Here is a 20,927-nt window from a genome sequence, read left to right on the forward strand (position 1 = left end):
GCTTGCGCACGCCATCTCGTCCCGGACGACTAATCTGCGGTCTTCTCCACCGCACGGATGTCGCCATGAAAGACCGGAGCGGCCTGTCCCAATGAGGTCGCAGCAGCACCTTGCTGATCCTTGAGCAGCTGCTTGCGCGTGGCCACCACTTCCTTGGCCAATGCGATCCGACGTCCCACGACCATTTCGGTCAGCCAGTCGATCAGTGCACGCGTGTATTGCTGCTGGTGTTCCTTGATGCTGAGCGCATGGTCCGCGCCAGCGATGACGCGCGATGTGAGCGAACGCGCCTGCACGAACGCTTGCGCATAGTTGTGCAGCACCGGCTGCGGCACGATCACATCGTGTTCGGCTTCCACCAACAGCACATCGCCCTTGTACTCGGCGCAGGCGGCCAAGGCGATGTTATCGGCCGGATGCAGGCGCTGCTGGCGGTACGCCATCAGGTCCGGGTCGGCGTTCAGGCTGACCTTGGGTTGATCCCAGTGCGCGTCCTTGTAGAGCGCAGGAGATCGCAACGCCAGCCATTCCACCGGGCGTTCGCGCGTCAGCAATGCGGACAAATAGCCCCCGTAACTCAGGCCGACCACTGCGATCGACTGCGCATCCACGTACGGCAGGCTCGCCAATTGATCGTACGCGGCCTTGATGTCGTCCAGGTTCTGCGCGCGTGTCACGGTCTGGCGCATCGATGCATAACCCTCATGCCCACGTAGATCGAAGGTCATGCAGATGCAGCCCAGGCCTGCCGCCTCGCGCGCACGTACCAGGCTGTGGTGTTGGCTGCCGCCCCAGCCGTGCACGAACAACACTGCAGGCATACCTGAAGGCGTGAGCAAAGTGCCACTGAGTGCGTCGTTGCCGACCGGAATGTCGATACTGGAAAGTTTGGCTTCCATTACGTTGCAGAGATCCTCCTGTATTTGTAACGCGGCCCAGGGCCGGGTTGGGTTGCGCGGTAGTAGACCTGCGCATCGGTCGGCGGCTCGCCCGCATAGATTTCGTGAGTGGACGCACTGACCCACTGCAATGCGGGATCTTGCTGAAACGCGGCAATTGCAGCGAGTTCGGCCGGGGTTGCGCCCCCGATTCGCCAGGATTGTTCCAGTACGCCGCATACCGGAACGTTGCCCGCATCCTGCCCGCTGACCACATCGTAGTTGCGGCGGGAAATCTGCAGCTCAGGATAAGCCGCGGTGACGCCTCGATCGTAGCTGCACGCCTGTTCGACCACCCGCCGCTCGAGCGATGGCAAGGCTGTCGCCATCAATGCCTCCAACGACCCGCGGTAGACGCGCAACGACGAGCCGCCGTAGACATCGCTGCCGTCCGCATTGGGCACGCTGCATTGCGTGCCGTAGTACGCGATCTGGACGCCGGCAAGACACAACTCGCCCACGCTGTGCGTCATTGGCTGCAAGATATTGCGCTCAAGCACGCCGCCATGCGTACCTAGATAGGTATCGGGCAGGCTGTCCAGCATCTGCGTCAGCTGCCATGCATCGGCAATGCGCCACTGGTCGTTGCCACCTACGCCGGTGGGTAGCTTCAGGCGCACGTCTCCGCCGCCAGACAGCGCCTCGAACGCATGCAACGCATCCGGGCGAGAAAACGCGGTGTAGCCCGGCAGCGTGGCGGGAATCAGTGATATGGCTAGCGCCTGATCCCAGCCCGCCGTGCTTGCCGCATCGGCGCAAATCAGTGGGTGACCGATGACCTTGGTCGCCAGAAACGCATGCGGCACGATACCGCCGAGCAAGTCGCCGGCGCCTTGGATACCAAGTCCGCGTGCTTGTGCGGTGGTGAGCGTGTCATCGGGTACGTGGAACGTTCCAGCTTCAACGACGCCATGGCCGGCGACGCCGGCATCGCGCACGCCCAGCAAACGCGCAATTTCGCCACACACCCAAGCATGCGTTGCACGCTCATGACCATGCTCGGGCACGGGGCGCGTGGCATGCCCAAGCACCTGTCGGTAGTGCGTCTGTGCCATGACCTCTCCCCTGCGGCGTGATCGCGCGTCGTTGCTGGCCTCGGTCGCAGCTGAGGGACGAGTCGTGGACGTGGGTGTCGCCGGAGCCTTACTTCAGTGCCAGATACAGGCCAAGCACAATCAGGAACACCACGATCAAACTGATGGCGATACGCCCGCCGCGCAACTCCAACAAGGCGTGCCACCACACGCGGGCTTCAGGTGTGCCGCTTGCATGATGCGGCTTACGGCTACTGGTCTCGCTGTCCTGCATCCTGGGTACTCTCGCTCCATTACGTCGCCGCTTACCTTAATGATCAGACGTTACATAAGTGTGGAGCGGTTCAGAATCTTCCGTGAAATGCGGCATTGCAAAGGCGATTTTCGCCTGATCGGCGATCACATACGGGACCCAAGGTGGTCGGGTGCGCTGCTGTCGTGACATCGGAACGCATACGAGACCAATGCATTGTTTCGACAACGCGGTTACATACGCGTCACGTGGTGCGCGTTGACCACATGCACGCACCTGCATGCGCCGCGTGCAGATGCAGTCAAGCAATCTGACCAATTAAGCGTGCAACGCGCCGAAGCGCTGCAATGGTCGGGTTCGATGATCAATCGTTGACATACCCGCAGTTACCCTGCAGGTCAAGTTTGTTTATACCGGAACACCCCAAGCCATGAGCAGAGATCCATCCGTCATCGATGTACAGGCCGAAATCGCGCATTGGCAGGCGCGGCATGCCCAGGGCAACCTTGGCGCAGGCAAGTTCAGCGAGTTGTCCCCGGTGGTGAAAATGGCCTGCGATATCTATCTGCAAGCCCCGCGTTCGAGCGACCAGGAACGTCTGCGCCTGTTCCGTGACCGCCTGGAGCATCACTTCATCTCATCCAGCACGCAGTCCAACTACGAACAGTTGGCAACCGATTGCTGGCAGCGTCTGGGCGCACGCAATAGTTGAGTCCGCAGTACCCAGCAACACCTGTTTTTCATTGGAGATCGTCATGAAAACCCCGTATCAAGTGCAGCAGGAGCTGGAACGACTGGAGCGGTTGGTGCCGCACATCGTCAGCGACCAGTGCGACCGCGCGGAGGAAATCCTTGGCTTCCACGTCGCCAGTCTGTTGGGCAGCGCGCCGGCCAGCGAACACGCGTTGATTCGCGAACGCACCGCCCGCATGGCGCGTACCTGCCGCAGTGCGCAGGACGCCGTGCGCGCACCCAAGGTGCCTGCCAGACCATTGGGCATGTCGCCCGTTGCCCAGCCGCAATGGGCCTGACCGACCTCCCCGGAGCCGCGTAGCGGCTCCTTTGCATTTCAACGTCGGCAATCGTCGACTCATCCAGGATCTTCATGAAATTCACGCTTATCACCGCTTCGCTGTTGGCCATGCTCTCTCTGACTGCCTGCGATCGCCCCGGCGGCGATGCGTCGCGCACTGCGCCAGCGGTGTCGCCCGAGCCGACGGCTGCGCCCGTCAGCGGCAGCGGCGCGACCGAGTTGGCCAAGGGCGATAGCGCAGTGCTGGGCGTGCTGGCAGCGATCAACGACAACGAGATCGCACTCGCCAAGCAGGCCATCGCACAGGATCTGGGCGGTGCCACCGGCGAGTTCGCGCAGCAGATGCTGCACGACCACCAAACCGACCTTGAAAAGACCAAGTCGCTTGGCGCAACCGAGAGCCCACGCGCACAGGCCATGCGCGCCAAGGGCAAGGCGGCAGTGGAAGCGCTGTCCAAGACGCTGACCTTGCCGGACGGCAAGGATGCGTACCGCAATGCATTCATGCGCAACATGGTCATCGACCATGGCGACACCATCAAGATCATCGATTCGGAACTGCTGCCCGCCGCCGAAAGCGCGCCGGTCAAACAGCATCTGGAAGAGACGCGCCGCGTGGTTTCGGCGCATTTCGAACGCGCCCACGCGGTGTCGTCGTCCAAGTAGGCGGCTGATCAAGCGCTCGCCCTGCAAACGCGCCGGCCGGTCCGGCGCGTTTGCGTTGAGTGGCAGCACGCGCCGCTGCCGTCCAGGTAGCTGGGCCACGCCGCAAGCTGACGGCGCAGCGCACAGCCGCCTGTCCGTACCAGCTTCACCTCGCTTGGCGGGATCCTGGCCTATCGTGCCGCATCGATTCGGCCAGGAGCCCTGCATGCATCTGCTCATCACCGGCGGCACCGGCTTCATTGGACAGGCCTTGTGCCCGGCATTGTTGCAGGCCGGCCATCAGGTCAGCGTGCTGACCCGCGACCCGCACCGCGCCGCGCGCAGCCTGCCCGGCATCACCGCAGTACACACACTGGAGGGGGTCCAGGCCGATGCGGTCATCAACCTGGCTGGCGAGCCGCTGGCCACCGGTCGCTGGACCGACGCCCGCAAGCAGCGCTTCCGCCAATCGCGCCTGGGCATCACGCGCCAATTGCAGGCCTGGATCGCGCAGCAGCCGGCCGCGCAACGCCCCTCGGTGCTGATTTCCGGCTCGGCGGTGGGCTACTACGGCGAACGTGGCGATACTGCGTTGACCGAAGCCGAGCCCGCCGGCGATGACTTCTCTGCGGTGCTGTGCCGCGACTGGGAAGCCGAAGCCAACACCATCGCCGCACTCGGCCCGCGGGTGAGCTGGGTGCGCACCGGGATCGTGCTGGATCGCGACGGCGGCGCGCTGGCCCGCATGCTGCCGGCATTCCGATTCGGCGGCGGTGGACCGTTCGGCGATGGCAGGCAGTGGATGAGCTGGATCCACCGCGCCGATATGGTTGCGCTCTTGCTGTGGTTGCTGCAGCAAGGCCAGCCTGGCGCCTACAACGCGACGGCACCCAATCCGGTGACCAATGCCGACTTCGCACGCACGCTGGCCCAGGTGCTGCACCGCCCCGCCCTGTTGGCATTGCCGGGCGGTTTGCTGCGGCTGGGCTTCGGCGAGATGGCCGACCTGCTGCTGATCAGCCAGCGCGTGCTGCCGCAACGCGCGCTCGATGCCGGCTTCCGCTTTCAGTACCTCCACCTGGACGCTGCGCTGCGCGCCATTGTGCAGCGCTGAGCGGGCAGAGCCTGACCAAGCGGGGCCGAACGGCATGCATGGCCTGGCCTGCGTGCGGTTCGGCCATGCACTAATATTTGCCTAAGCTTCATCACCGACAGTGCTGCGGATCTCGGACTGGCCCTGCGCACGGCAGAACACCTATGCATCTGCTCCTCGTCGAAGACGACACCATGCTGGCCAACGCCATCTGCGACGGTGTGCGTCAGCAGTCATGGACCATCGATCATGTCGGTCATGCCAATGCCGCCAAGACGGTGCTGGTGGACCATCGCTACAGTGCGGTGTTGCTGGATATCGGCCTGCCGGGCGAGTCCGGGCTGAGCGTGATCCGTTTCATGCGCAGCCACTACGATGCCACCCCGGTAATCGCGCTGACCGCGCGTGGCCAGCTCACCGACCGCATCCGCGGTCTGGATGCCGGCGCCGACGATTATCTGGTCAAGCCGTTTCAGTTCGACGAGCTGATGGCGCGGCTGCGGGCGGTCACCCGGCGCAGCCAGGGCCGCGTGGTGCCCCTGCTCAGCCACGGCGACGTCTGTATGGATCCGAGCAGCCGCAAGGTCACCAAGGACGGCAAATGGGTGGCGCTGAGCGCACACGAATACCGCCTGCTGCTGGCGTTGATGGAACGTGCCGGACGCGTGGTCACCAAGGATCAGCTGGAAGAAGGCATCTATGGCGGCCCATCCGAAGGGGGCAGCAACATGATCGCGGTGTATGTGCACCAGTTGCGGCGCAAGCTGGGCGATGCGCTGATCTCCACCGTCTATGGCCAGGGCTACATGGTCGGAAAGACCCCGGAATGAAGTCGCTGCAGGCACGCATGCTGGCGGCGCTGGCCGCGATCGTTCTGCTGAGCTGGTCCACCTCTCTGTGGATCCTGGTCGCACTGGTCACCCAGGGTCATCACAGCGTGTTCGAGCAGGAACTCAACCTGCTCGGCGATCAACTGCTCGCCACCTTGCCCGACGCGCTCCAGCACCGCTTCGATACGCAGACAGAGCCGCCCGACGCGGCAACCACGCCGACCCCGATCGGCAACCCATCCTCGCGCATGAGCGTGAAGCAGACCCTGATCGCAGTGGTGCTCAACACCGTGCAATTGGGCATCCTGGGGCTATTGATGTGGTGGGCCGTGCGGACCTCGCTGGGGCCGCTGCGCGCCCTGTCCGGCGCCATCGCGCAACGCACCGGCCTGGATACCGAGCCGGTGCCGCTGGCACAGGCGCCCGACGAAATTCGCCCGCTGATCGCCTCGTTCAACACCTTGCTGGCGCGGGTGGAACAAGCCGTCCAGGCCGAACGCGATTTCGTCGCCGATGCCGCGCACGAACTGCGCACGCCGCTCTCGGCACTGCATGCCTACGCCGAGGTCGCATTGCGCGCGCCCACACTGGACGCCAAGGACGCCGCGCTGCGCCAACTGCTGGAAACCGCGCGTCGCAGTAATCGGCTGGCCGAACAATTGCTGGATCTGGCACGACTGGATGCCGGCATCAGTTCAGCCGCCTATCATCAAGTCGAAATGGGCGAGCTAATCTCGCATGTGCTGGACGAATTCAGCGTGCAGGCCGATGCGCGCCAGATGCAGTTGCAGGTTGAGGCATCGCCCTGCCTGGTGCGTTGCGATGTGGATGCAGTGGGCATTCTGATCCGCAACCTGGTCGACAACGCCATCCGCTATGGCCGCCTGCATGGCAAGGTGGAAGTGAGCTGCGGCTATTGTTTGCGCGCTGACGTCCTGCACCCCTTCTTGCAGGTCAGCGATGACGGCCCCGGCGTACCCGAGAGCGCGCAGGCCGCTATTTTCGAGCGGTTTTATCGCGTGCCCGGCAGCGCAGTACAGGGCAGTGGAATCGGGTTGTCGCTGGTCGCCGGCATTGCGCGCCTGCACGGTGCAACGATCGAAGCCGGCGACGGCAACGATGGACGCGGGCTGTGCGTACGCGTGGTGTTTGCCGGCGACCACCCCGCCAGCGCGGCCTGAATCTGCCTGCGCGGCAGTGCGAGGGCACTACGAAACGCGGCTAACCAAACGACTGCGCAACCACGGGATGGCGCGGCCAGTGCTCGGTGCGGCATGTACCAGCGGCGGCACGTGGAAGCCGCGAGTTCGCACCACGCACAGGCCCAGTGCGACCAACGCGATACGGCCTATCTGATGCGTACAGTGGGGCGCGCGAGCGCCATCCACACCCACCTGATCGCTGCTCGCTCTGTTTTGGTAGTCGCTCTCATGCGGACACCATTGCGTGATGCACGGCGTATCGCGCTTTCGCCAAGGTGCGCGGTCGTCGCGGTGATCCAATAAGTTCCCAAACTCGCTTGCCTACAGTGCACTCATCGCACGCATCAAGGATGCCTGGTGATGCCTCACTCGATCCGTTCCACCCAACGCCTCCCCAACGCGCTGTCGCTGCCAGTCGTGCAGCGCGCCGCCAACGACCCCGTCGCTGCGCATCCGCTGCCACTGCCTGTCGCGTCGGAATTTCACTGCGGCTTTACAGGCACGCGTAACCGCGACATCTGGTGCGCGTTGCCGGATATCCGCAGCGCGCGCGACACCCGCCGCCTGCAGCACTTGGCCAAGAGCGGCGTGTTGTTCGCCGCCGCAGCGGCCGTGTTCGGGCTAGCGGCTGCCAGCTTTCTGATGCACTGAGCATCAGGTCACGCCAGCGCGCTGCAACTGCATCCATCCGCCTCCCTCCTTCAGGTAGTTCCCCATGTCGGCTTGTTCATTCGTTCGATACTGCGCACTCGCCGTTGTCAGCGTCATCCTGATCGGCTGCGCCAGCACCCGCCCCATGCCCTATCGCCAATTGCCATCTTCGAGCTACCTGCGGCCGCACGATGGCAGCCGCGGCGACCGCATGCCGTACGCGTATCACGGCGACGTGGATTGGTCGCGATATCGCACCGCACTGATCGAGCCGGTGAGCATTTACCGCGGCCCCGATGCGCAATTCGAAAACGTGCCCGAGCAGGACAAACGCATGCTTGCCGAGCTCATGCAACGCGAGTTCGGCGAGGCAATCGGCGAGCGCTGGCAACCCACCAACGCCATCGGGCCCGACACCTTGCGTGTGCGGCTCACCTTGACCGGCGCCAAACCCAGCAAGCGGGTGCTCGGCACCTTCATGAAGGTCGATATCGGCGGCGGCTCCTACAACGCCGTGCAGGCCGCGCGTGGCAGGGAAGGCGCATTCTCCGGCTCGGTCAGCTATGCGGTGGAAATCTTCGACGCGTCAAGCGATCGCTTGCTGGCGGCCTATGTCGAAAAGCAATACCCCAATGCAATGAACATCAAGGCCAGCCTCGGTGCTTATGACGCGGCCAAGGCCGGGATCGGCCTGGGTGCGAAACAGTTTGTCGATGGCATGCGCTAGGCCTTGCTCCTTTTACTGCGTGCGCGATGCCTGTGCGTATCGGAGTGCTCGCACGCGATACTTTCGGGCAGTCCTCTCGCCCAGTGCAGAGTCATCACCGTGTTGGGCGCTTTGTGCAGTGGCATTGCCTTCTTTTACCGGGCCATTGTTCTCCTCGTGGAGGAGAAGGTGCCCCGCGAGGGTAGATGAGGCTCCCTGACAAGCCTCGTCTGGCTGGTGTGGATTGGTGGCAAAGCCTCGTATTGTTCGATAACACGTATGGCGTCGCTCCGTACCCTCAGCCCAATCCCTGTCCCGCAGGAGAGGGGCGTTAGTCAAAGCCGCTGCAACGAAAAAGCCGACGCCGTGAAAACAGCGCCGGCTTTTTCGACATTGCACATGGTTCATGGCACATGGCGCGTGCGCTGCACGCGTCTCACGCTAGCGGCCTAGGCAACTCACCCTGCGCCGCAGCGTGACAACCTCAACGCGTGACGCGCTTTGCCGCTTTCTTGCCCACTGCCTTGCGCGCGGCGGTGGTCTTTGCCACGGCACGCGTGGCCGGGGTCTTGGTCACCTTGGCGGCTTTCTTCAACGCGGTCTTGGTCACGGCCTTCTTGAGCGGGGCCTTCTTCACTGCGGCCTGCCTGGTCGCGGTTTGCTTGGCGACCGGCGCCTTCTTGGCTGCAGGCTTGACCAACGTCTTCTTCGCTGCCGCCGGCTTGGCTGCTGCCTTCTTGGCTGCCTTCTTCGCCGCCGTGCGTGCGTTCACCGTTGCAACGGCGGTCTTGCGTGCGGCGCGCTTGGCGGCGGTCTTGGCATTCAGTGCGGCCGCTTCGGCCCTGGCATTGGCCTTGGCGGTTTCCAGCTTGCGCTTGGTAGTGGCCTTGGTGTCGGTGAGCTTCTGCTTGGCCGCGGCGCTGGTGCTGCTCAACTTCTGCTTGGCGGCCTGCGTGGTCGAGGTCAACGTTTGCTTGGCCGCGTCCTTGGTGGCGGTGAGCTTCTGCTTGGCGGCCTCCTTGGTGGCGACCAGCTTGTCCTTGGCAGCGTCCTTGGTGGCCGCCAGCGAGCGCTTGGTCTTGGCCACGCTGCGTTTCACTGCGCTGGCCGCAGTGCCGGCGTTCCTGGCCACGTTCTTTTCGACCTTGACCACCGCCTTGCGCGCTTTGGCCACCTGCGTCTTGACCTCTTCCACCGCCGTGCCTGCAGCCTCCTGCACGCTGGCAACCGCCTCGCTGGCGGTGCTTGCGATGGTCTCGGTCAACTCGGTGGCGGTGCTTTTTACGCTATCGACGGCGTCGGACAGGGTTGCCGTTACACCATTGCCGTTGCTCATAGACCCTCCTTAAGGGCGTCAGTGCGGGAAACTTAGGCGATGCGCGACGGCACGCAACATGCTGAACAGGCATCGGATCAAGCGGACGCTACGCCCGGCCTGCCGGGCTGTCAACGCAATCAGGGCAAGGGATGTGCGGCACTTTCACCGGCAGTTAAATTGCATGCGGGCACTCTCGTTCAGCTTGATTTACGTAGTCAGACGCCCTATTCCTCATCCACCGCGTAACCCGGAATCCGTTCCATGCGACCGCTGCCTACCTTGCTGACTCTTTCGCTGGCCGCTGCCTTCGGCGGCTTTGCCGCCACCGGCATCAACGCCTGGCTCGACAATCGCGCCGAAGCCACACCCCCCAGCAATGCCGCCTTTACCCTGCCGACGGCCGCCGCATTGCCGGCGGCGGTGGCCGGCCAACCTGTGCCGTCGCTGGCGCCGATGCTGCAGCAGGCCATGCCCGCGGTGGTGAGCGTGAACACCAAACAGGTGGTGCGCGTCCGCAACCCGTTCTTCAACGACCCGATCCTGCGCCGGCTGTTTCCGCAGGTGCCGCAGGACCGCATCAACGAGTCGCTGGGTTCGGGCGTGATCATCGATGCGCAAAAAGGGTATGTGCTGACCAATCACCACGTCATCGAAAACGCCGACGACGTGCAGGTGACGCTCGGCGACGGACGCACGGTCAAGGCCGAGTTCATCGGTTCCGATGCCGATACCGATATTGCGCTGATCCGCATCAAGGCCGACAACCTCACCGATATCAAACTGGCCGACAGCAACGCGCTACGCGTGGGCGATTTTGTGGTGGCCATCGGCAACCCGTTCGGCTTCACCCAGACCGTCACCTCCGGCATCGTCTCGGCAGTGGGGCGCAGCGGGATTCGCGGCTTGGGCTACCAGAACTTCATCCAGACCGATGCCTCGATCAACCCCGGCAACTCGGGCGGCGCGCTGGTCAACCTGCAAGGCCAGTTGGTTGGCATCAACACCGCCAGCTTCAATCCGCAGGGCAGCATGGCCGGCAATATCGGCCTGGGGCTGGCGATTCCGTCCAACCTGGCGCGCAATGTCGTCGAGCAATTGGTGACCAAGGGCGTGGTGGTGCGCGGCACGCTCGGCCTGGAGACCCAGAACCTCACCCAACAGATGCTGCAGGGCCTGGGGGTGGATTCGTTGCGCGGCGCATTGGTGACACGGGTGTTGCCGGGCTCCGCAGCGGCGGCGGCAGGCGTGCAACCGGGCGATGTCGTGGTGGCGGCCAACGACCAGCGCGTGGACAGCGCCGAAGCGCTGCACAACTACGAAGGCCTGCAGGCGGTTGGCAGTGCGGTGACCCTGGATATCCGTCGCGATGGCAAGCCGCTCAAACTCAAGGCCACGCTGAAAGAGCAGGACCGCGCCATCACCGGCGACATGCTAGACCCGCGTCTGACCGGCGCGACCTTCGTCGATCTCCCCGAATCGCTGCGTCAGTCGGGCATCACCGGGGTGATGGTGAGCGAGGTCAAACGCGGCGGTCGCGCTGCCGCCAACGGCCTGGTCGCCGGCGATGTGATCGTGGCCGGCAGCGTGGGCGAGTTCGCCGACCTTGCCAGCTGGCGGGCCAATTTCCAACGTAAACCGCAGCAACTTGTCGTGCGTATCCTGCGTGGCAACGCGCAGTACGACGCGCTGATGCGTTGACGCACTGTGTACCGAAAGTTGGTTGCACTAACGCCTCCTACACCCCCCCGGTGCTATTGCTACCGCTCGACCGCACGTGAGTGGCGGCTGCCATCAATGACCGAAGGAGATATCGCATGAGCCCCACCAATACCGATCAGCTGAAGGAAAACCTGAGCGAAGCCGGCACCCACCTGAAGTCGGCCGCAAGCGCCGCCGGCGAAGCCGTCAGGGGTGCGACCAGCGCCGCCGGCGATGAGCTCAAGCTCGGTCGCGCCAACGTCAAGGCCGAACTGTCCGACACCGCGCTGGCCGGCATGGCCGCTGCCGAGTTCGGCGGTGCCGCTGCCAAGGAGCAGATCGACGTCCTGGTTGCCAAGGGCAACGATCTGCTGGAAAGCGCCACCGATCTGATCCGCGAGCGTCCGCTGGCCGCCTTCGGCGTTGCCTTCGCCGCTGGCTGGGTCATCGCCAAGCTGGCACGCAGCAACGACAACTAAGTCGTGAGCGATCAGGCCTCTCCCGCTGCCGGAACCGACGCGCCAGACGCGCCCGCGCAAACGCCAGGACTGGACGAAAGCGTACGTGCGGTCGGCGCCGCCGGCCGTGCCACGCTGGGCTCGGCCAAGGACACCAGTCGCGCCTTGCGCCGGCTGGTGTCGGCTGATCTGCAACTGGCACGCAGCGCATTCGGGCGAGGCCTGGCCTGGGCCTGCGTGGCCGTGGTGTTCGGTGCCTCGTCGTGGTTATTGCTGGCTGGCGCCATCATCGCCCTGCTGCAGCGTGCCGGGCTGTCGTGGTTCCAGGCGATGTTTTTCACTGCGTTGGCGAGTCTGTTGGTGACCGGCATTGCGGCATGGCGTGTGTTCTTCTACTTCGACCATACCGGCATGAATGCAACGCGCCGTCAGCTCATCAAGCTTGGGATTTTCGATGACCCCGGCAAAGACGATGAGGCGGCGACCTCTGCCAGTGGAGCACGTCCATGAAATTTGGAACCTTGCGTCAACGCGTCGAACGCGCCGAATATCTGGTCGAAGGACGTGCGCAGGAAACGCGCCTGCATTGGAGCGAACTCCGCCAGACCTGGCGCGCCGGGTGGTCGCCGCTGCGCATCGTGACGGTGGGCTTCGGGCTGGGGTTTGTCACCGGCCGTAATGAACCGCAGGCGGCATTGGGGAGCATCGCCAGCAAGCTTGGCGGTATTCCCAAGCTTCTGCAGATGATCAGTACCATCTCCGCGCTGTTCACCGCGCACCGTGCGCAGGAAGCTTCCGAGCAGGCCGAACGTGCGGCAGACAATGCCGAGGAAGTGGCAGCGGACCCGCCGGTGACCGTGGTGCAGGTCCCGGCCGATCGCGCCGCCTGAGCGCGGAGGATATTCACGGCGGCCAGCGCTCTGCCAGGCCGCTGTCGTTGGCGACCGCACATTGGCCTGTGCAAGTCATCGACGCACCGGAGCAACCGAGAATCCGTACCACGGCCGGACGAACATGTTCGGCACCGGCGCAGCGCGCACGTACTACGCTTGGGGATTGGTCGAAGGAATGACTGCACGACTAACCCGCGGATATGGGCGTCTGCGCCTTCCATTTCTGCACACGACTGCCCGCCGTGGTCGCTGGCCGATAGCAGCTCTGACATGCGGAGATCGCGCGCCACATGTGGCGACTTAGCTTCGCCGATCGCTGCAATGTCTGGCGGCCATTCGCGCAGCATGCGTGCCATCGCGGTTGGCAGCTTGCGGCATCATCGTGGGGCAGTGGCAATCTCACATCGACGACCGACACTGCGCACCGCGACCTGCAAGGGCACATGCGGCCGAGTTCGCCAGACTAGCCTTCGCTCGCTGACATCCTGCCCACAGGCCCTGTGCGCGCCGTTGACGCATTGCGCCGATAATGGCGCACCGCTGGCAGCACGCCAGTCTGCTGCCAGGGCGCGCATGTCTCTTCCCGTCGACTCACCGGATGCCGCCACCGCGGCAGATTCGCTTCCGCCCGCACCGGCGCCCCGCCCACGCGCGCCGGCCTCGCTGGTGGTGCTGGCCACGCTCGCCGTTGGTTACACGCTATGGGCGGCGCAGACGATCATCCTGCCGATCATGCTGGCCGCGTTTTTCGCGCTGATCGGCAACCCCATCCTGCGGGGTCTGCGCAAGCTGTATATCCCGCGGTTTCTCGGTGCCTTGCTCATCCTGTGCCTTGGCCTGGCCGGTACCGTCACGCTGGCCGCGCAATTGGCCGGCCCTGCCGCCGAATGGGTACAACAGGCACCACGGCAGATGCGCCAGATTGCGCGCGATGTGCGCGATCTGACCAAGCCGGTGATGCAAGCCAACCAGGCAGCGGAAAATTTTGCACGCGCGGCCGGTGGCGAAGGCCAGCGCGGCGTGCAGATCGTGCGCACGCAGATGGACGACCCTTACAAGGCACTGGTCCGCACCCCAAAGCTGGCGGCCTCGGTGCTGGCGGTAGTGCTGCTGACGTTCTTCTTCATGGTGTATGGCGAAAGCCTGCAGCGGCATGCGATCGCCTTGCTACCGAACCGTCAGCAGCAACGGTTCACCACCGAGATCATGCTGGACATCGAACGCGAGGTCTCGCGCTACGTGCTCACCATCAGCGTGATCAACACGCTGGTCGGGCTGGTGTTTGCCGGTATTTTGTATGTCCTGCAGATTCCGCTGCCCGAAGCGATCCTATGGGGGACGGTGGTCGCATTGCTGAATTTTGCACCGTATGTCGGCCCGTTGATCGGCGTGATGCTGATGCTGCTGATGGGCTTTGTGGAATTCCGCACCACCTTGTCCTCGCTGCTGCCGGCGATCCTGTACCTGGCCCTGCACACCATCGAAGGCCAGGTGGTGACACCGATCGTGCTGGGCCGACGCATGGCGATCTCACCGCTGATGCTGATCCTGGCGCTGATGCTGTTCGGCTGGCTGTGGGGCATGGTCGGCCTGCTGCTGGCGGTGCCGTTGCTGGTCTGCATCAAGATGGTGTTGAGCCGGGTGGACGGGATGCAGCGCTGGGCCCGGCTACTGGAGTAGCCGCGAATGGGGAATCGGGAGTTGGGAATCGCAACAGCAGAGGCGCCGCTCTACCCATTCTCGATTCCCGACTCTCCATCCCCGGCATTACAATCAGGCGATGAGCTTCCACATCCGCGCCATCACCCTCGACCTCGACGATACGTTGTGGCCCTTTGCGCCGATCGGGGCGCGGATCGATCAGGTGCTGTACGACTGGATGCGCGAGCACAGCCCGGTCACTGCCGAGCGCTTTCCGGTGGAGGCGATGCGCGAGCTGCGTGAGCGCAGCTTTGTCGACAACCCGCACCTGCATCACGACCTCAGCGCGCTGCGCCGGTTGACGTTGGAAATGGCGTTGCGCGAGAGCGGCGGCGATCTGGCGTTGCTGGAGCCGGCCTACGAGGTGTTCTATGCGGCGCGTAACCAGGTGGAATGCTACCCGGATGCGCTCGACGCGCTGGCGCGCATTGCCGCCCATGTGCCGGTGGCCGCGCTCAGCAACGGCAATGCCGATCTGCAGCGCATCGGGCTGATGCACCACTTCGCGTTTCAATTGGGCTCGCGCGAACACGGCAGCGCAAAGCCCGACCCGAGCATCTTCCTGGCCGCGTGCGCCCGGCTCGAGGTGCCTCCCGCGCAGGTGCTGCATGTGGGCGACCACGTGCGCATGGACGTGCTGGGCGCACTGGATGCCGGCCTGCGCGCTTGCTGGATCAATCGCGAAGGCGCGGTGTGGTCGCACCCCACCCAGCAGCCGGATCTGCAATTCGACAGCATGACCGGGCTGGCCGATTGGCTGGACGCGCAGCAGCCGCATCCTGGCCCTATGAACGCCGGCATCACCCTTCCCGCCTGAGCCACTGCGCGCGGCGCTGCACTTGAGGATTTCCATGTCCCATCTCACCGGTTTCATCGATCCCAACGCCGCAGCCTTGCCGCTGTATGTGCTCGACCGCGAGGGCTTTACGCGCTGGTGCGCGGAGCAACCCACCCGCGTGCTGTCGTGGGCGCAGGCGCAGCGTTTCGATGCCGCGCCGGGCAGCGTGCTGTTGTTGCCGGGCGACAACGGGCTGGCCGGGGCGATCCTGGGTATCGGCGACCGGGCCGATGCCTACGCCTACGCGCATGCGCCGATGGCCTTACCGCCGGCCACCCGCTGGATGCTGGCCAACCCGCTGAGCGATGCCGAGCAGGCGTTGCTGCATCTGGGCTGGGGATTGGGCGCCTATCGCTTTTCGCGTTATCGCAAGGTGCCGCGCGCGCCGGCCGAACTGGCTGCAACGCCATCGGCACAGACGCGTACGCTGATCGAGGCGTGCCTGCAGGTACGCGACTGGGTCAACACGCCCACCGAAGACATGAGCCCGCAGCATCTGGAAGAGGCCACACGCACGCTGGGACAGGCGCATGGCGCACAGGTCGATGCGATCGTCGGCGACGCGTTGCTGGCGCAGAACTTCCCTACCATCCATGCCGTGGGGCGCGCCTCGCATCGCGCGCCGCGACTGATCCAGTTGCAATGGGGCGACACGGCGCATCCGCATCTGGTGCTGGTCGGCAAGGGCGTGTGCTTCGACACCGGCGGGCTGGATCTGAAGCCGGCCGATGGCATGCGCAACATGAAAAAGGACATGGGCGGCGCGGCGCATGCCTTGGCGCTGGCCGGATTGGTGATGGCGCAGCAGTTGCCGGTGCGGCTGACGCTGCTGATTGCGGCAGTGGAGAACGCGGTGGGCCCGGATGCATTCCGCCCTGGCGAAGTGATCACCACACGCGCCGGCGTGTCGGTGGAAGTGGACAACACCGATGCAGAAGGCCGCCTGGTGCTGTGCGATGCGCTGAGCTATGCGACCGAGCAGCACCCGGATCTGATCCTGGATTTCGCCACGCTCACCGGCGCGGCACGCATCGCGCTGGGCCCGGACCTGCCGGCGCTCTTCGCCAACGACGATGCGCTGGCGCAGGCCTGGATCAGTGCCGGCGAACTGACCCGCGACCCGGTGTGGCGCATGCCGCTCTGGCGCCCTTACCTGCGTTATCTCAATAGCCATGTGGCCGACATGGCCAACGCCGGCTCGCGCATGGCCGGCGCCGTCACCGCCGCGCTGTATCTGGAACGCTTCGTGGCACCCGGACAGCCGTGGGCGCATCTGGACGTCTACGCCTGGAACGACAGCGACCGCCCTGGCCGCCCTGCCGGCGGCGAAGCGCTGGCACTGCGCTCGGCGTTCGCGATGCTGCAGCAACGCTACGGCGGTTGAGCGTGGCGAGCGCTGCTGTCAGTCTGAGGCGAGCACAACTCGCCTTCAGCTGCGCTGGTCATCCCTGGCGACGCAACAACGGCGCGATCGTGCGCATGCGTGTCTGCGTTGCCGGGCCGACCAATGCAAATGCGGTGTCGCCTTCTGCCCAGTACTGCGCCAACAGCCGACCATCGCGGCGCTCGCCGGTCGGCATCGGTCCGCTGCGTGGACGCAGATACAGACCGATGCGTGCGCCACCGGCATCGCTATACACCAGCATCGCGGCCGCGCCTTCCGATGTGGAAAGCAGTTGCCCACCGCGCAACGTATAACCCTGCGCATGCAGATCCGGCACGACGCCTGCGTTGCCGAAATGCGTGCGCAACCACGGTTCCAGTTCGGCGCGGCGCTGCACGTCCAACGCAATGCCCTGATACGCGTCGGCATCGGCGAACAGGCGGTACGCGGCCACTGCATCGGCCATCGGCACGCGTTGGCTGGCGATCCGGCTCGCATGCAGCTGCCAACCCAACCCGGTACCCAGGCCAAGTGCCAGCACGCAACTGGCGGCCACGGCAAACACGGCACGACGGCGCTGTTGCAGGCCACGGCGAATCGTCGCAGGCGTGAAGGCAACAGCGCTCATCTCCGGCATCAGGCCGGCGTGTGCGGCACGCAGCGCTTCGGCATCGCGCTTCCAGCCGGCTACGCGTGCAGCGTGAGCGGGATGCGCCTGTAGCCAGGCTGCCACTGCTGCATGTTGCTCCGGCGCCAGGCGGCCATCGACGTAGGCGTGCAGCGCGTGTTCGTCGGGCGGTATGGCGGTCATTTCAGGATCCTCAATGCAGGTGCGTGGTTCACCTGGCCTTCGTTCACGGCACGCAGGCGTTCGCGCGCACGCGACAGGCGCGACATCACGGTACCGATCGGGATGCCAAGGGTGTCGGCCACTTCGCGATAACTGAAACCCTCCACGCTGACCAAGAGCAGCAACGCGCGTTGTTCGGCCGGCAATGATGCAAGGCTGGCCAGCATGGCACGGCCGTCGTGCACCTGCTCAGCGGACGCGGATTGGCTGGGCTGCTGCGGCGCGAACAGGCCCACGACCCGCTGCCAGCGCGCGGCACGCCGCTGCCCATCCAGAAACTGCCGGTACAGGATGGCGAACAGCCAGGGCTGCAGGGCTTCAGCGGTATGCCGGGTGCGCCACCGCCGCAGCGCGCGCTCCAGTGTGGCTTGCACCAGATCGTCGGCGCTGGCGGGCTCGCCGCTCAGCGAGCGCGCGAAGCGGCGCAGTGCCGGCAGCACGGCGCGCAGTTGGTCATCGTCCAAAGCATCCATTGGCGGGCGTGGTGGTGACATCACACGGTAGACGCACTGGAGCGTGGATTATTCCCGCGATCGGTGCGTGCCACCGTCGTTCGTGGACGAGGGAATAACGCGGCCCGCATGTCGTCTCACTCATCTCAACCACTCACAGTATCGACCACCGGAGCCAGCCATGACGTTGCCACCTCCTTCGCACCCGCGCGCACGCAGCCCCGTACTGCCCTTGTTGGGGATTGCCGCCATTGCCGGCGGCATTGCGCTGGCGTTTGCCTGGACGGCCGGCTGGATCGGTGGCGACCGGCTCACTGCCGCACGTATGACCGACACCATCGAATCCAGCGGGCCACCGCATCCGGGCTTCCGCCGCGCGCATACCAAGGGCGTGTGCGTGAGCGGGCAATTCCAGTCCAGCGGCAAGGCCACCTGGCTGTCGTCGGCACGCATCTTCAGCCAGCCCAGCACGCAGGTGCTGGGGCGCATGTCGATCGGCGGCGGCGATCCGCACGGGCCCGACGGGCAGGCGCGCGTGCGCAGCATGGCGCTGCTGTTGCGCAGCGACGATGGGCAGGAATGGCGCACGGCGATGAACAGTTTTCCGTTCTTCGTGGTCGCCACGCCGGCCGGCTTTCAGGCGCTCAACGTGGCCTCCAGGCCGGACCCGGCCACCGGCAAGCCGGACCCCGAAAAACTGGCGGCGTTCGGCAAGCAGTATCCGGAAGCGGCCAAGTTCCAGCAGTGGGCCAAGACCGCGCCGTGGTCGGACAGCTGGGCCAATACGCAGTACAACGGCGTCAATGCGTTCCGCGCGATTGCCGCCGATGGGCGCGAACGCTACATCCGCTGGTCGATGCGCCCGCATACGCCATTCAAGGAATTGAACGCCGAACAACGCAAGCAGGCCGATGGCGATTTTCTCGCCACCGACCTGGACGCGCGGCTGGCGCAGGGGCCGTTGCGTTGGGACATGGTGCTGACCATTGCCGAGCCCGGCGATGCGGTGGATGATCCGTCGCAGCCGTGGCCGGACAGCCGCAAGCAGATCGTGGCCGGTACGCTCTCGATCGAGCGTGCGCAGCCGCAGGCCACCGGCCCGTGTCGCGATCTCAATTACGACCCGTTGATCTTGCCCAAGGGTCTGGCCGCATCGAATGACCCGATACTGGCGGCGCGCTCGTCGGTGTATTCGCAATCGTTCAATCGTCGCGAACACGAGATCGCCAATGGCACGGGCAGCGCCGCTACCGGCCGGGGAGCACGCCAATGAACCGCCGCACCCACTTCAATCTGCCGGCGCGCGTGCTGCATTGGCTGATGGCCGCGATGATCCTGACCATGCTGTTCGTCGGTGTCGGCATGGTGGCCTCGGTGACGCAGCGGCCGTGGTTGATCGATCTGCATCGCCCGCTGGGCATCGCGATCCTGATCCTGGCGATGCTGCGCTTGATCAACCGTTTGCGCAATCGGCCGCCGCCGCTGCCGGCCGACCTGCCGGCATGGCAGAAGGCCGCGGCGATCGCCTCGCACTGGCTGCTGTATGCGTTGATGCTGGGCATGCCGTTGATCGGCTGGGCGATGTTGTCGGCCGGCGGCTACCCGATCGTGCTGTGGCCGGGCGCGAACCTGCCGCCGATCGCACCGCACGACCCTGCGCTGTACGCCTGGCTGCGCAGCGCGCACGGTTGGCTGGCGTATCTGTTATTTGCCACCGTGTTGGGGCATCTGAGCGCGGCGTTGTTCCATGCCTGGGTGCGCCGCGACGGGGTGTTTTCCAGCATGGCGCGTGGGGAGCGGTCTGCGCGGTGATGGGTGGGTGTTGGCACCCTCTCCCGCCGGGACATTGTCATCCTTTATGGGGGAGAAGGTGCCCCGAGGGGCGGATGAGGGTGCGGACGAAACATCGGGTTAACCGCCATCTGGAGTGGCGTTGCCCCGTAGCCTCACCCCAACCATCTCCCGGCAGGAGAGGGGCTTTGAGTTCCCTTCTCCCCTCGGGAGAAGGTACCCCGCAGGGGCGGAGGGTGCGGACGAAACATCGGGTTAACTGCCGTCAGGAGTGGCTTTGCCTCATACCCTCACCCCTCTCCCGAGGGGGGAGGGCTAGTGCTGGCGTTTTGTTTTGGCCGCTGGCGCAGATGATTCGATGCCCTTGCCTGTGGCGGCCCAATAGATCCCACCGTACAAATGCTCCAGGTAGCGTGGGTCGTTATAGGCTTCGGCCAGATGGCCTAGTGCAGTGGCGAAGACGCGGCCACCTTCGAAATGGTGGTACCACGCCACCGGGTGCTGTTGGCCCATGCCCTTGGCGACCTGGCCCGGCCAGATCAGGGTGGGGTCGTAACTGCGTTCGTCGACGGTAAGCAGCGTGACCAGATCGTCGCTGTAGGGCGGATCGTATTCGTACCATTCGTCGCTCCACACCCAGCGCTTGGGCAGGCCGGCAGTGGCCGGGAAATTGGCGTCGGCCACATCCACCATCGCCGTTTGCATGTAAGGGTGCGTGCGGAACGAGCGGCCGATCATGTGGTCGTACCACTCCCAGTCCCCCCGTTTGATCGCAAAGGCCTTGTGCACCGCGACCACGCCGCCGCCATTACGCACGTATTTTTGAAAGTTGGCCCGCTGCGTCGGGTCCAGATCGGTGGCCGGCGTATTGAGCAATACGATGGCCGCGTATTGCGACAGGTCGCCATCGAACGCCTTGGCGTTCCACGCCCATACCATCTCGACATAATGTTTGCGCGCCATCGCTTCGAATTGCGGCTTGGCCACGGGGATATAGTCGTGGTGATACTGGTTGGGAATGGCAGCCACCAATATCTTGTATTGCTCAGCGGATGCGTTGAAGGCGCACACCAGCAGCAGGCCCGACAGCCACAGACATTTCATGCATCGCTCGCCGTGTTTTCGATGCTGTGCAGTGTACCTGCGCGCGGCTGGCATG

Annotated in this window: 24 protein-coding genes and 1 other RNA gene; 18 read left to right on the forward strand and 7 right to left on the reverse strand. The window is 64.8% G+C overall.

All coding sequences use genetic code 11. The annotated features are described in order from the left end of the window. Positions 1–29: 29 nt before the first annotated feature. From EO156_RS06550 to EO156_RS24130, 3 genes are all read right to left on the reverse strand, one after another. A complete protein-coding gene (locus EO156_RS06550) occupies positions 30–899 on the reverse strand; it encodes an alpha/beta fold hydrolase (protein WP_016850752.1) in 870 nt (289 codons plus the stop codon). Beyond that, positions 899–1,993, reverse strand: a complete 1,095-nt coding sequence (locus EO156_RS06555; RefSeq protein WP_011052641.1) for a DUF3182 family protein — start codon at positions 1,991–1,993, stop codon at positions 899–901. Before EO156_RS06555 ends, EO156_RS06550 begins: the two co-directional genes overlap by 1 nt. Positions 1,994–2,081: 88 nt before the next feature. Beyond that, a complete protein-coding gene (locus EO156_RS24130) occupies positions 2,082–2,246 on the reverse strand; it encodes a hypothetical protein (protein ID WP_005914365.1) in 165 nt (54 codons plus the stop codon). 409 nt (positions 2,247–2,655) lie between these two features. Between EO156_RS24130 and EO156_RS06560 the strand changes: the two genes are divergently transcribed. From EO156_RS06560 to EO156_RS06600, 9 genes are all read left to right on the forward strand, one after another. Continuing rightward, complete coding sequence (locus tag EO156_RS06560; RefSeq protein WP_003486531.1) at positions 2,656–2,937, forward strand: hypothetical protein; 282 nt, start codon at positions 2,656–2,658, stop codon at positions 2,935–2,937. Between the two features lie 43 nt (positions 2,938–2,980). Further along, complete coding sequence (locus tag EO156_RS06565) at positions 2,981–3,256, forward strand: hypothetical protein (protein WP_016850754.1); 276 nt, start codon at positions 2,981–2,983, stop codon at positions 3,254–3,256. A 74-nt stretch (positions 3,257–3,330) separates the two neighbouring features. Next, positions 3,331–3,924 carry a DUF4142 domain-containing protein gene (locus EO156_RS06570; protein WP_016850755.1) on the forward strand — a complete coding sequence of 198 codons (594 nt, stop codon included), beginning with the start codon at positions 3,331–3,333 and terminating at the stop codon, positions 3,922–3,924. A 205-nt stretch (positions 3,925–4,129) separates the two neighbouring features. Further along, entirely contained in the window at positions 4,130–5,017 is an 888-nt protein-coding gene (locus EO156_RS06575; protein WP_016850756.1) for a TIGR01777 family oxidoreductase, read from the forward strand. Positions 5,018–5,160: 143 nt separating this feature from the next. Beyond that, positions 5,161–5,826 (forward strand): response regulator, encoded by a 666-nt coding sequence (locus tag EO156_RS06580; RefSeq protein ID WP_005914362.1) that lies wholly within the window; start codon positions 5,161–5,163, stop codon positions 5,824–5,826. Beyond that, positions 5,823–7,007: an ATP-binding protein gene (locus EO156_RS06585; RefSeq protein WP_005914360.1), complete on the forward strand. Its 1,185-nt coding sequence runs from the start codon at positions 5,823–5,825 to the stop codon at positions 7,005–7,007. The genes EO156_RS06580 and EO156_RS06585 overlap by 4 nt, the downstream gene beginning before the upstream one ends. Before the next feature lie 174 nt (positions 7,008–7,181). Then, positions 7,182–7,250: non-coding RNA, sX9 sRNA (locus EO156_RS06590), on the forward strand. Positions 7,251–7,388: 138 nt separating this feature from the next. After that, on the forward strand, positions 7,389–7,679 hold the full coding sequence (locus EO156_RS06595) for a hypothetical protein (protein WP_016850757.1): 291 nt from the start codon (positions 7,389–7,391) through the stop codon (positions 7,677–7,679). Between the two features lie 64 nt (positions 7,680–7,743). Beyond that, positions 7,744–8,406 (forward strand): DUF3313 domain-containing protein, encoded by a 663-nt coding sequence (locus EO156_RS06600; protein ID WP_016850758.1) that lies wholly within the window; start codon positions 7,744–7,746, stop codon positions 8,404–8,406. Between the two features lie 463 nt (positions 8,407–8,869). On the opposite strand, the gene EO156_RS06610 is transcribed toward EO156_RS06600, so the two are convergent. After that, the gene (locus tag EO156_RS06610) at positions 8,870–9,721 is read right to left on the reverse strand and encodes a histidine biosynthesis protein HisIE (protein WP_005932281.1); all 852 of its coding nucleotides are present in this window, start codon (positions 9,719–9,721) and stop codon (positions 8,870–8,872) included. A 243-nt stretch (positions 9,722–9,964) separates the two neighbouring features. Here EO156_RS06610 and EO156_RS06615 point away from each other — a divergent pair, with 243 nt between their 5' ends. The 7 genes from EO156_RS06615 (at position 9,965) to EO156_RS06645 (ending at position 16,675) form a co-directional block, all read left to right on the forward strand. Then, positions 9,965–11,401, forward strand: a complete 1,437-nt coding sequence (locus EO156_RS06615) for a Do family serine endopeptidase (protein WP_016850759.1) — start codon at positions 9,965–9,967, stop codon at positions 11,399–11,401. A 116-nt stretch (positions 11,402–11,517) separates the two neighbouring features. Next, on the forward strand, positions 11,518–11,880 hold the full coding sequence (locus EO156_RS06620) for a hypothetical protein (RefSeq protein WP_005914354.1): 363 nt from the start codon (positions 11,518–11,520) through the stop codon (positions 11,878–11,880). Positions 11,881–11,883: 3 nt separating this feature from the next. Next, positions 11,884–12,369 (forward strand): phage holin family protein, encoded by a 486-nt coding sequence (locus EO156_RS06625; protein ID WP_003486552.1) that lies wholly within the window; start codon positions 11,884–11,886, stop codon positions 12,367–12,369. Further along, the gene (locus tag EO156_RS06630; protein ID WP_016850761.1) at positions 12,366–12,749 is read left to right on the forward strand and encodes a hypothetical protein; all 384 of its coding nucleotides are present in this window, start codon (positions 12,366–12,368) and stop codon (positions 12,747–12,749) included. Before EO156_RS06625 ends, EO156_RS06630 begins: the two co-directional genes overlap by 4 nt. 576 nt (positions 12,750–13,325) lie before the next feature. Then, positions 13,326–14,432, forward strand: coding sequence for an AI-2E family transporter (locus EO156_RS06635; RefSeq protein WP_003486556.1), 1,107 nt, complete (start codon positions 13,326–13,328; stop codon positions 14,430–14,432). Between the two features lie 100 nt (positions 14,433–14,532). After that, positions 14,533–15,270, forward strand: coding sequence for an HAD family hydrolase (locus tag EO156_RS06640; protein ID WP_003486558.1), 738 nt, complete (start codon positions 14,533–14,535; stop codon positions 15,268–15,270). A gap of 34 nt (positions 15,271–15,304) precedes the next feature. Then, entirely contained in the window at positions 15,305–16,675 is a 1,371-nt protein-coding gene (locus EO156_RS06645; protein ID WP_016850762.1) for a leucyl aminopeptidase family protein, read from the forward strand. 58 nt (positions 16,676–16,733) lie between these two features. On the opposite strand, the gene EO156_RS06650 is transcribed toward EO156_RS06645, so the two are convergent. Further along, the gene (locus tag EO156_RS06650) at positions 16,734–17,486 is read right to left on the reverse strand and encodes an anti-sigma factor (RefSeq protein ID WP_016850763.1); all 753 of its coding nucleotides are present in this window, start codon (positions 17,484–17,486) and stop codon (positions 16,734–16,736) included. Continuing rightward, positions 17,483–17,998, reverse strand: coding sequence for an RNA polymerase sigma factor (locus EO156_RS06655; RefSeq protein ID WP_003486563.1), 516 nt, complete (start codon positions 17,996–17,998; stop codon positions 17,483–17,485). The genes EO156_RS06650 and EO156_RS06655 overlap by 4 nt, the downstream gene beginning before the upstream one ends. Before the next feature lie 160 nt (positions 17,999–18,158). Between EO156_RS06655 and EO156_RS06660 the strand changes: the two genes are divergently transcribed. Further along, positions 18,159–19,250 carry a catalase family peroxidase gene (locus EO156_RS06660; RefSeq protein WP_016850764.1) on the forward strand — a complete coding sequence of 364 codons (1,092 nt, stop codon included), beginning with the start codon at positions 18,159–18,161 and terminating at the stop codon, positions 19,248–19,250. After that, complete coding sequence (locus EO156_RS06665) at positions 19,247–19,789, forward strand: cytochrome b (RefSeq protein ID WP_016850765.1); 543 nt, start codon at positions 19,247–19,249, stop codon at positions 19,787–19,789. Before EO156_RS06660 ends, EO156_RS06665 begins: the two co-directional genes overlap by 4 nt. A gap of 294 nt (positions 19,790–20,083) precedes the next feature. Here EO156_RS06665 and EO156_RS06670 read toward each other — a convergent pair whose 3' ends face one another. Continuing rightward, positions 20,084–20,872 (reverse strand): ThuA domain-containing protein, encoded by a 789-nt coding sequence (locus EO156_RS06670; protein ID WP_016850766.1) that lies wholly within the window; start codon positions 20,870–20,872, stop codon positions 20,084–20,086. Positions 20,873–20,927 lie beyond the last annotated feature (55 nt).

Origin of the sequence: Xanthomonas sp. DAR33341, from assembly GCF_003992815.1 — a bacterium.
Lineage (GTDB): Bacteria > Pseudomonadota > Gammaproteobacteria > Xanthomonadales > Xanthomonadaceae > Xanthomonas > Xanthomonas cissicola.

Bases quoted from the DNA above. Each gene is read 5' to 3' on its own strand.
- EO156_RS06550 (WP_016850752.1), bottom strand. From the start codon at position 899: ATGGAAGCCAAACTTTCCAGTATCGACATTCCGGTCGGCAACGACGCA.
- EO156_RS06555 (WP_011052641.1), bottom strand. From the start codon at position 1,993: ATGGCACAGACGCACTACCGACAGGTGCTTGGGCATGCCACGCGCCCC.
- EO156_RS24130 (WP_005914365.1), bottom strand. From the start codon at position 2,246: ATGCAGGACAGCGAGACCAGTAGCCGTAAGCCGCATCATGCAAGCGGC.
- EO156_RS06560 (WP_003486531.1), top strand. From the start codon at position 2,656: ATGAGCAGAGATCCATCCGTCATCGATGTACAGGCCGAAATCGCGCAT.
- EO156_RS06565 (WP_016850754.1), top strand. From the start codon at position 2,981: ATGAAAACCCCGTATCAAGTGCAGCAGGAGCTGGAACGACTGGAGCGG.
- EO156_RS06570 (WP_016850755.1), top strand. From the start codon at position 3,331: ATGAAATTCACGCTTATCACCGCTTCGCTGTTGGCCATGCTCTCTCTG.
- EO156_RS06575 (WP_016850756.1), top strand. From the start codon at position 4,130: ATGCATCTGCTCATCACCGGCGGCACCGGCTTCATTGGACAGGCCTTG.
- EO156_RS06580 (WP_005914362.1), top strand. From the start codon at position 5,161: ATGCATCTGCTCCTCGTCGAAGACGACACCATGCTGGCCAACGCCATC.
- EO156_RS06585 (WP_005914360.1), top strand. From the start codon at position 5,823: ATGAAGTCGCTGCAGGCACGCATGCTGGCGGCGCTGGCCGCGATCGTT.
- EO156_RS06595 (WP_016850757.1), top strand. From the start codon at position 7,389: ATGCCTCACTCGATCCGTTCCACCCAACGCCTCCCCAACGCGCTGTCG.
- EO156_RS06600 (WP_016850758.1), top strand. From the start codon at position 7,744: ATGTCGGCTTGTTCATTCGTTCGATACTGCGCACTCGCCGTTGTCAGC.
- EO156_RS06610 (WP_005932281.1), bottom strand. From the start codon at position 9,721: ATGAGCAACGGCAATGGTGTAACGGCAACCCTGTCCGACGCCGTCGAT.
- EO156_RS06615 (WP_016850759.1), top strand. From the start codon at position 9,965: ATGCGACCGCTGCCTACCTTGCTGACTCTTTCGCTGGCCGCTGCCTTC.
- EO156_RS06620 (WP_005914354.1), top strand. From the start codon at position 11,518: ATGAGCCCCACCAATACCGATCAGCTGAAGGAAAACCTGAGCGAAGCC.
- EO156_RS06630 (WP_016850761.1), top strand. From the start codon at position 12,366: ATGAAATTTGGAACCTTGCGTCAACGCGTCGAACGCGCCGAATATCTG.
- EO156_RS06635 (WP_003486556.1), top strand. From the start codon at position 13,326: ATGTCTCTTCCCGTCGACTCACCGGATGCCGCCACCGCGGCAGATTCG.
- EO156_RS06640 (WP_003486558.1), top strand. From the start codon at position 14,533: ATGAGCTTCCACATCCGCGCCATCACCCTCGACCTCGACGATACGTTG.
- EO156_RS06645 (WP_016850762.1), top strand. From the start codon at position 15,305: ATGTCCCATCTCACCGGTTTCATCGATCCCAACGCCGCAGCCTTGCCG.
- EO156_RS06650 (WP_016850763.1), bottom strand. From the start codon at position 17,486: ATGACCGCCATACCGCCCGACGAACACGCGCTGCACGCCTACGTCGAT.
- EO156_RS06655 (WP_003486563.1), bottom strand. From the start codon at position 17,998: ATGGATGCTTTGGACGATGACCAACTGCGCGCCGTGCTGCCGGCACTG.
- EO156_RS06660 (WP_016850764.1), top strand. From the start codon at position 18,159: ATGACGTTGCCACCTCCTTCGCACCCGCGCGCACGCAGCCCCGTACTG.
- EO156_RS06665 (WP_016850765.1), top strand. From the start codon at position 19,247: ATGAACCGCCGCACCCACTTCAATCTGCCGGCGCGCGTGCTGCATTGG.
- EO156_RS06670 (WP_016850766.1), bottom strand. From the start codon at position 20,872: ATGAAATGTCTGTGGCTGTCGGGCCTGCTGCTGGTGTGCGCCTTCAAC.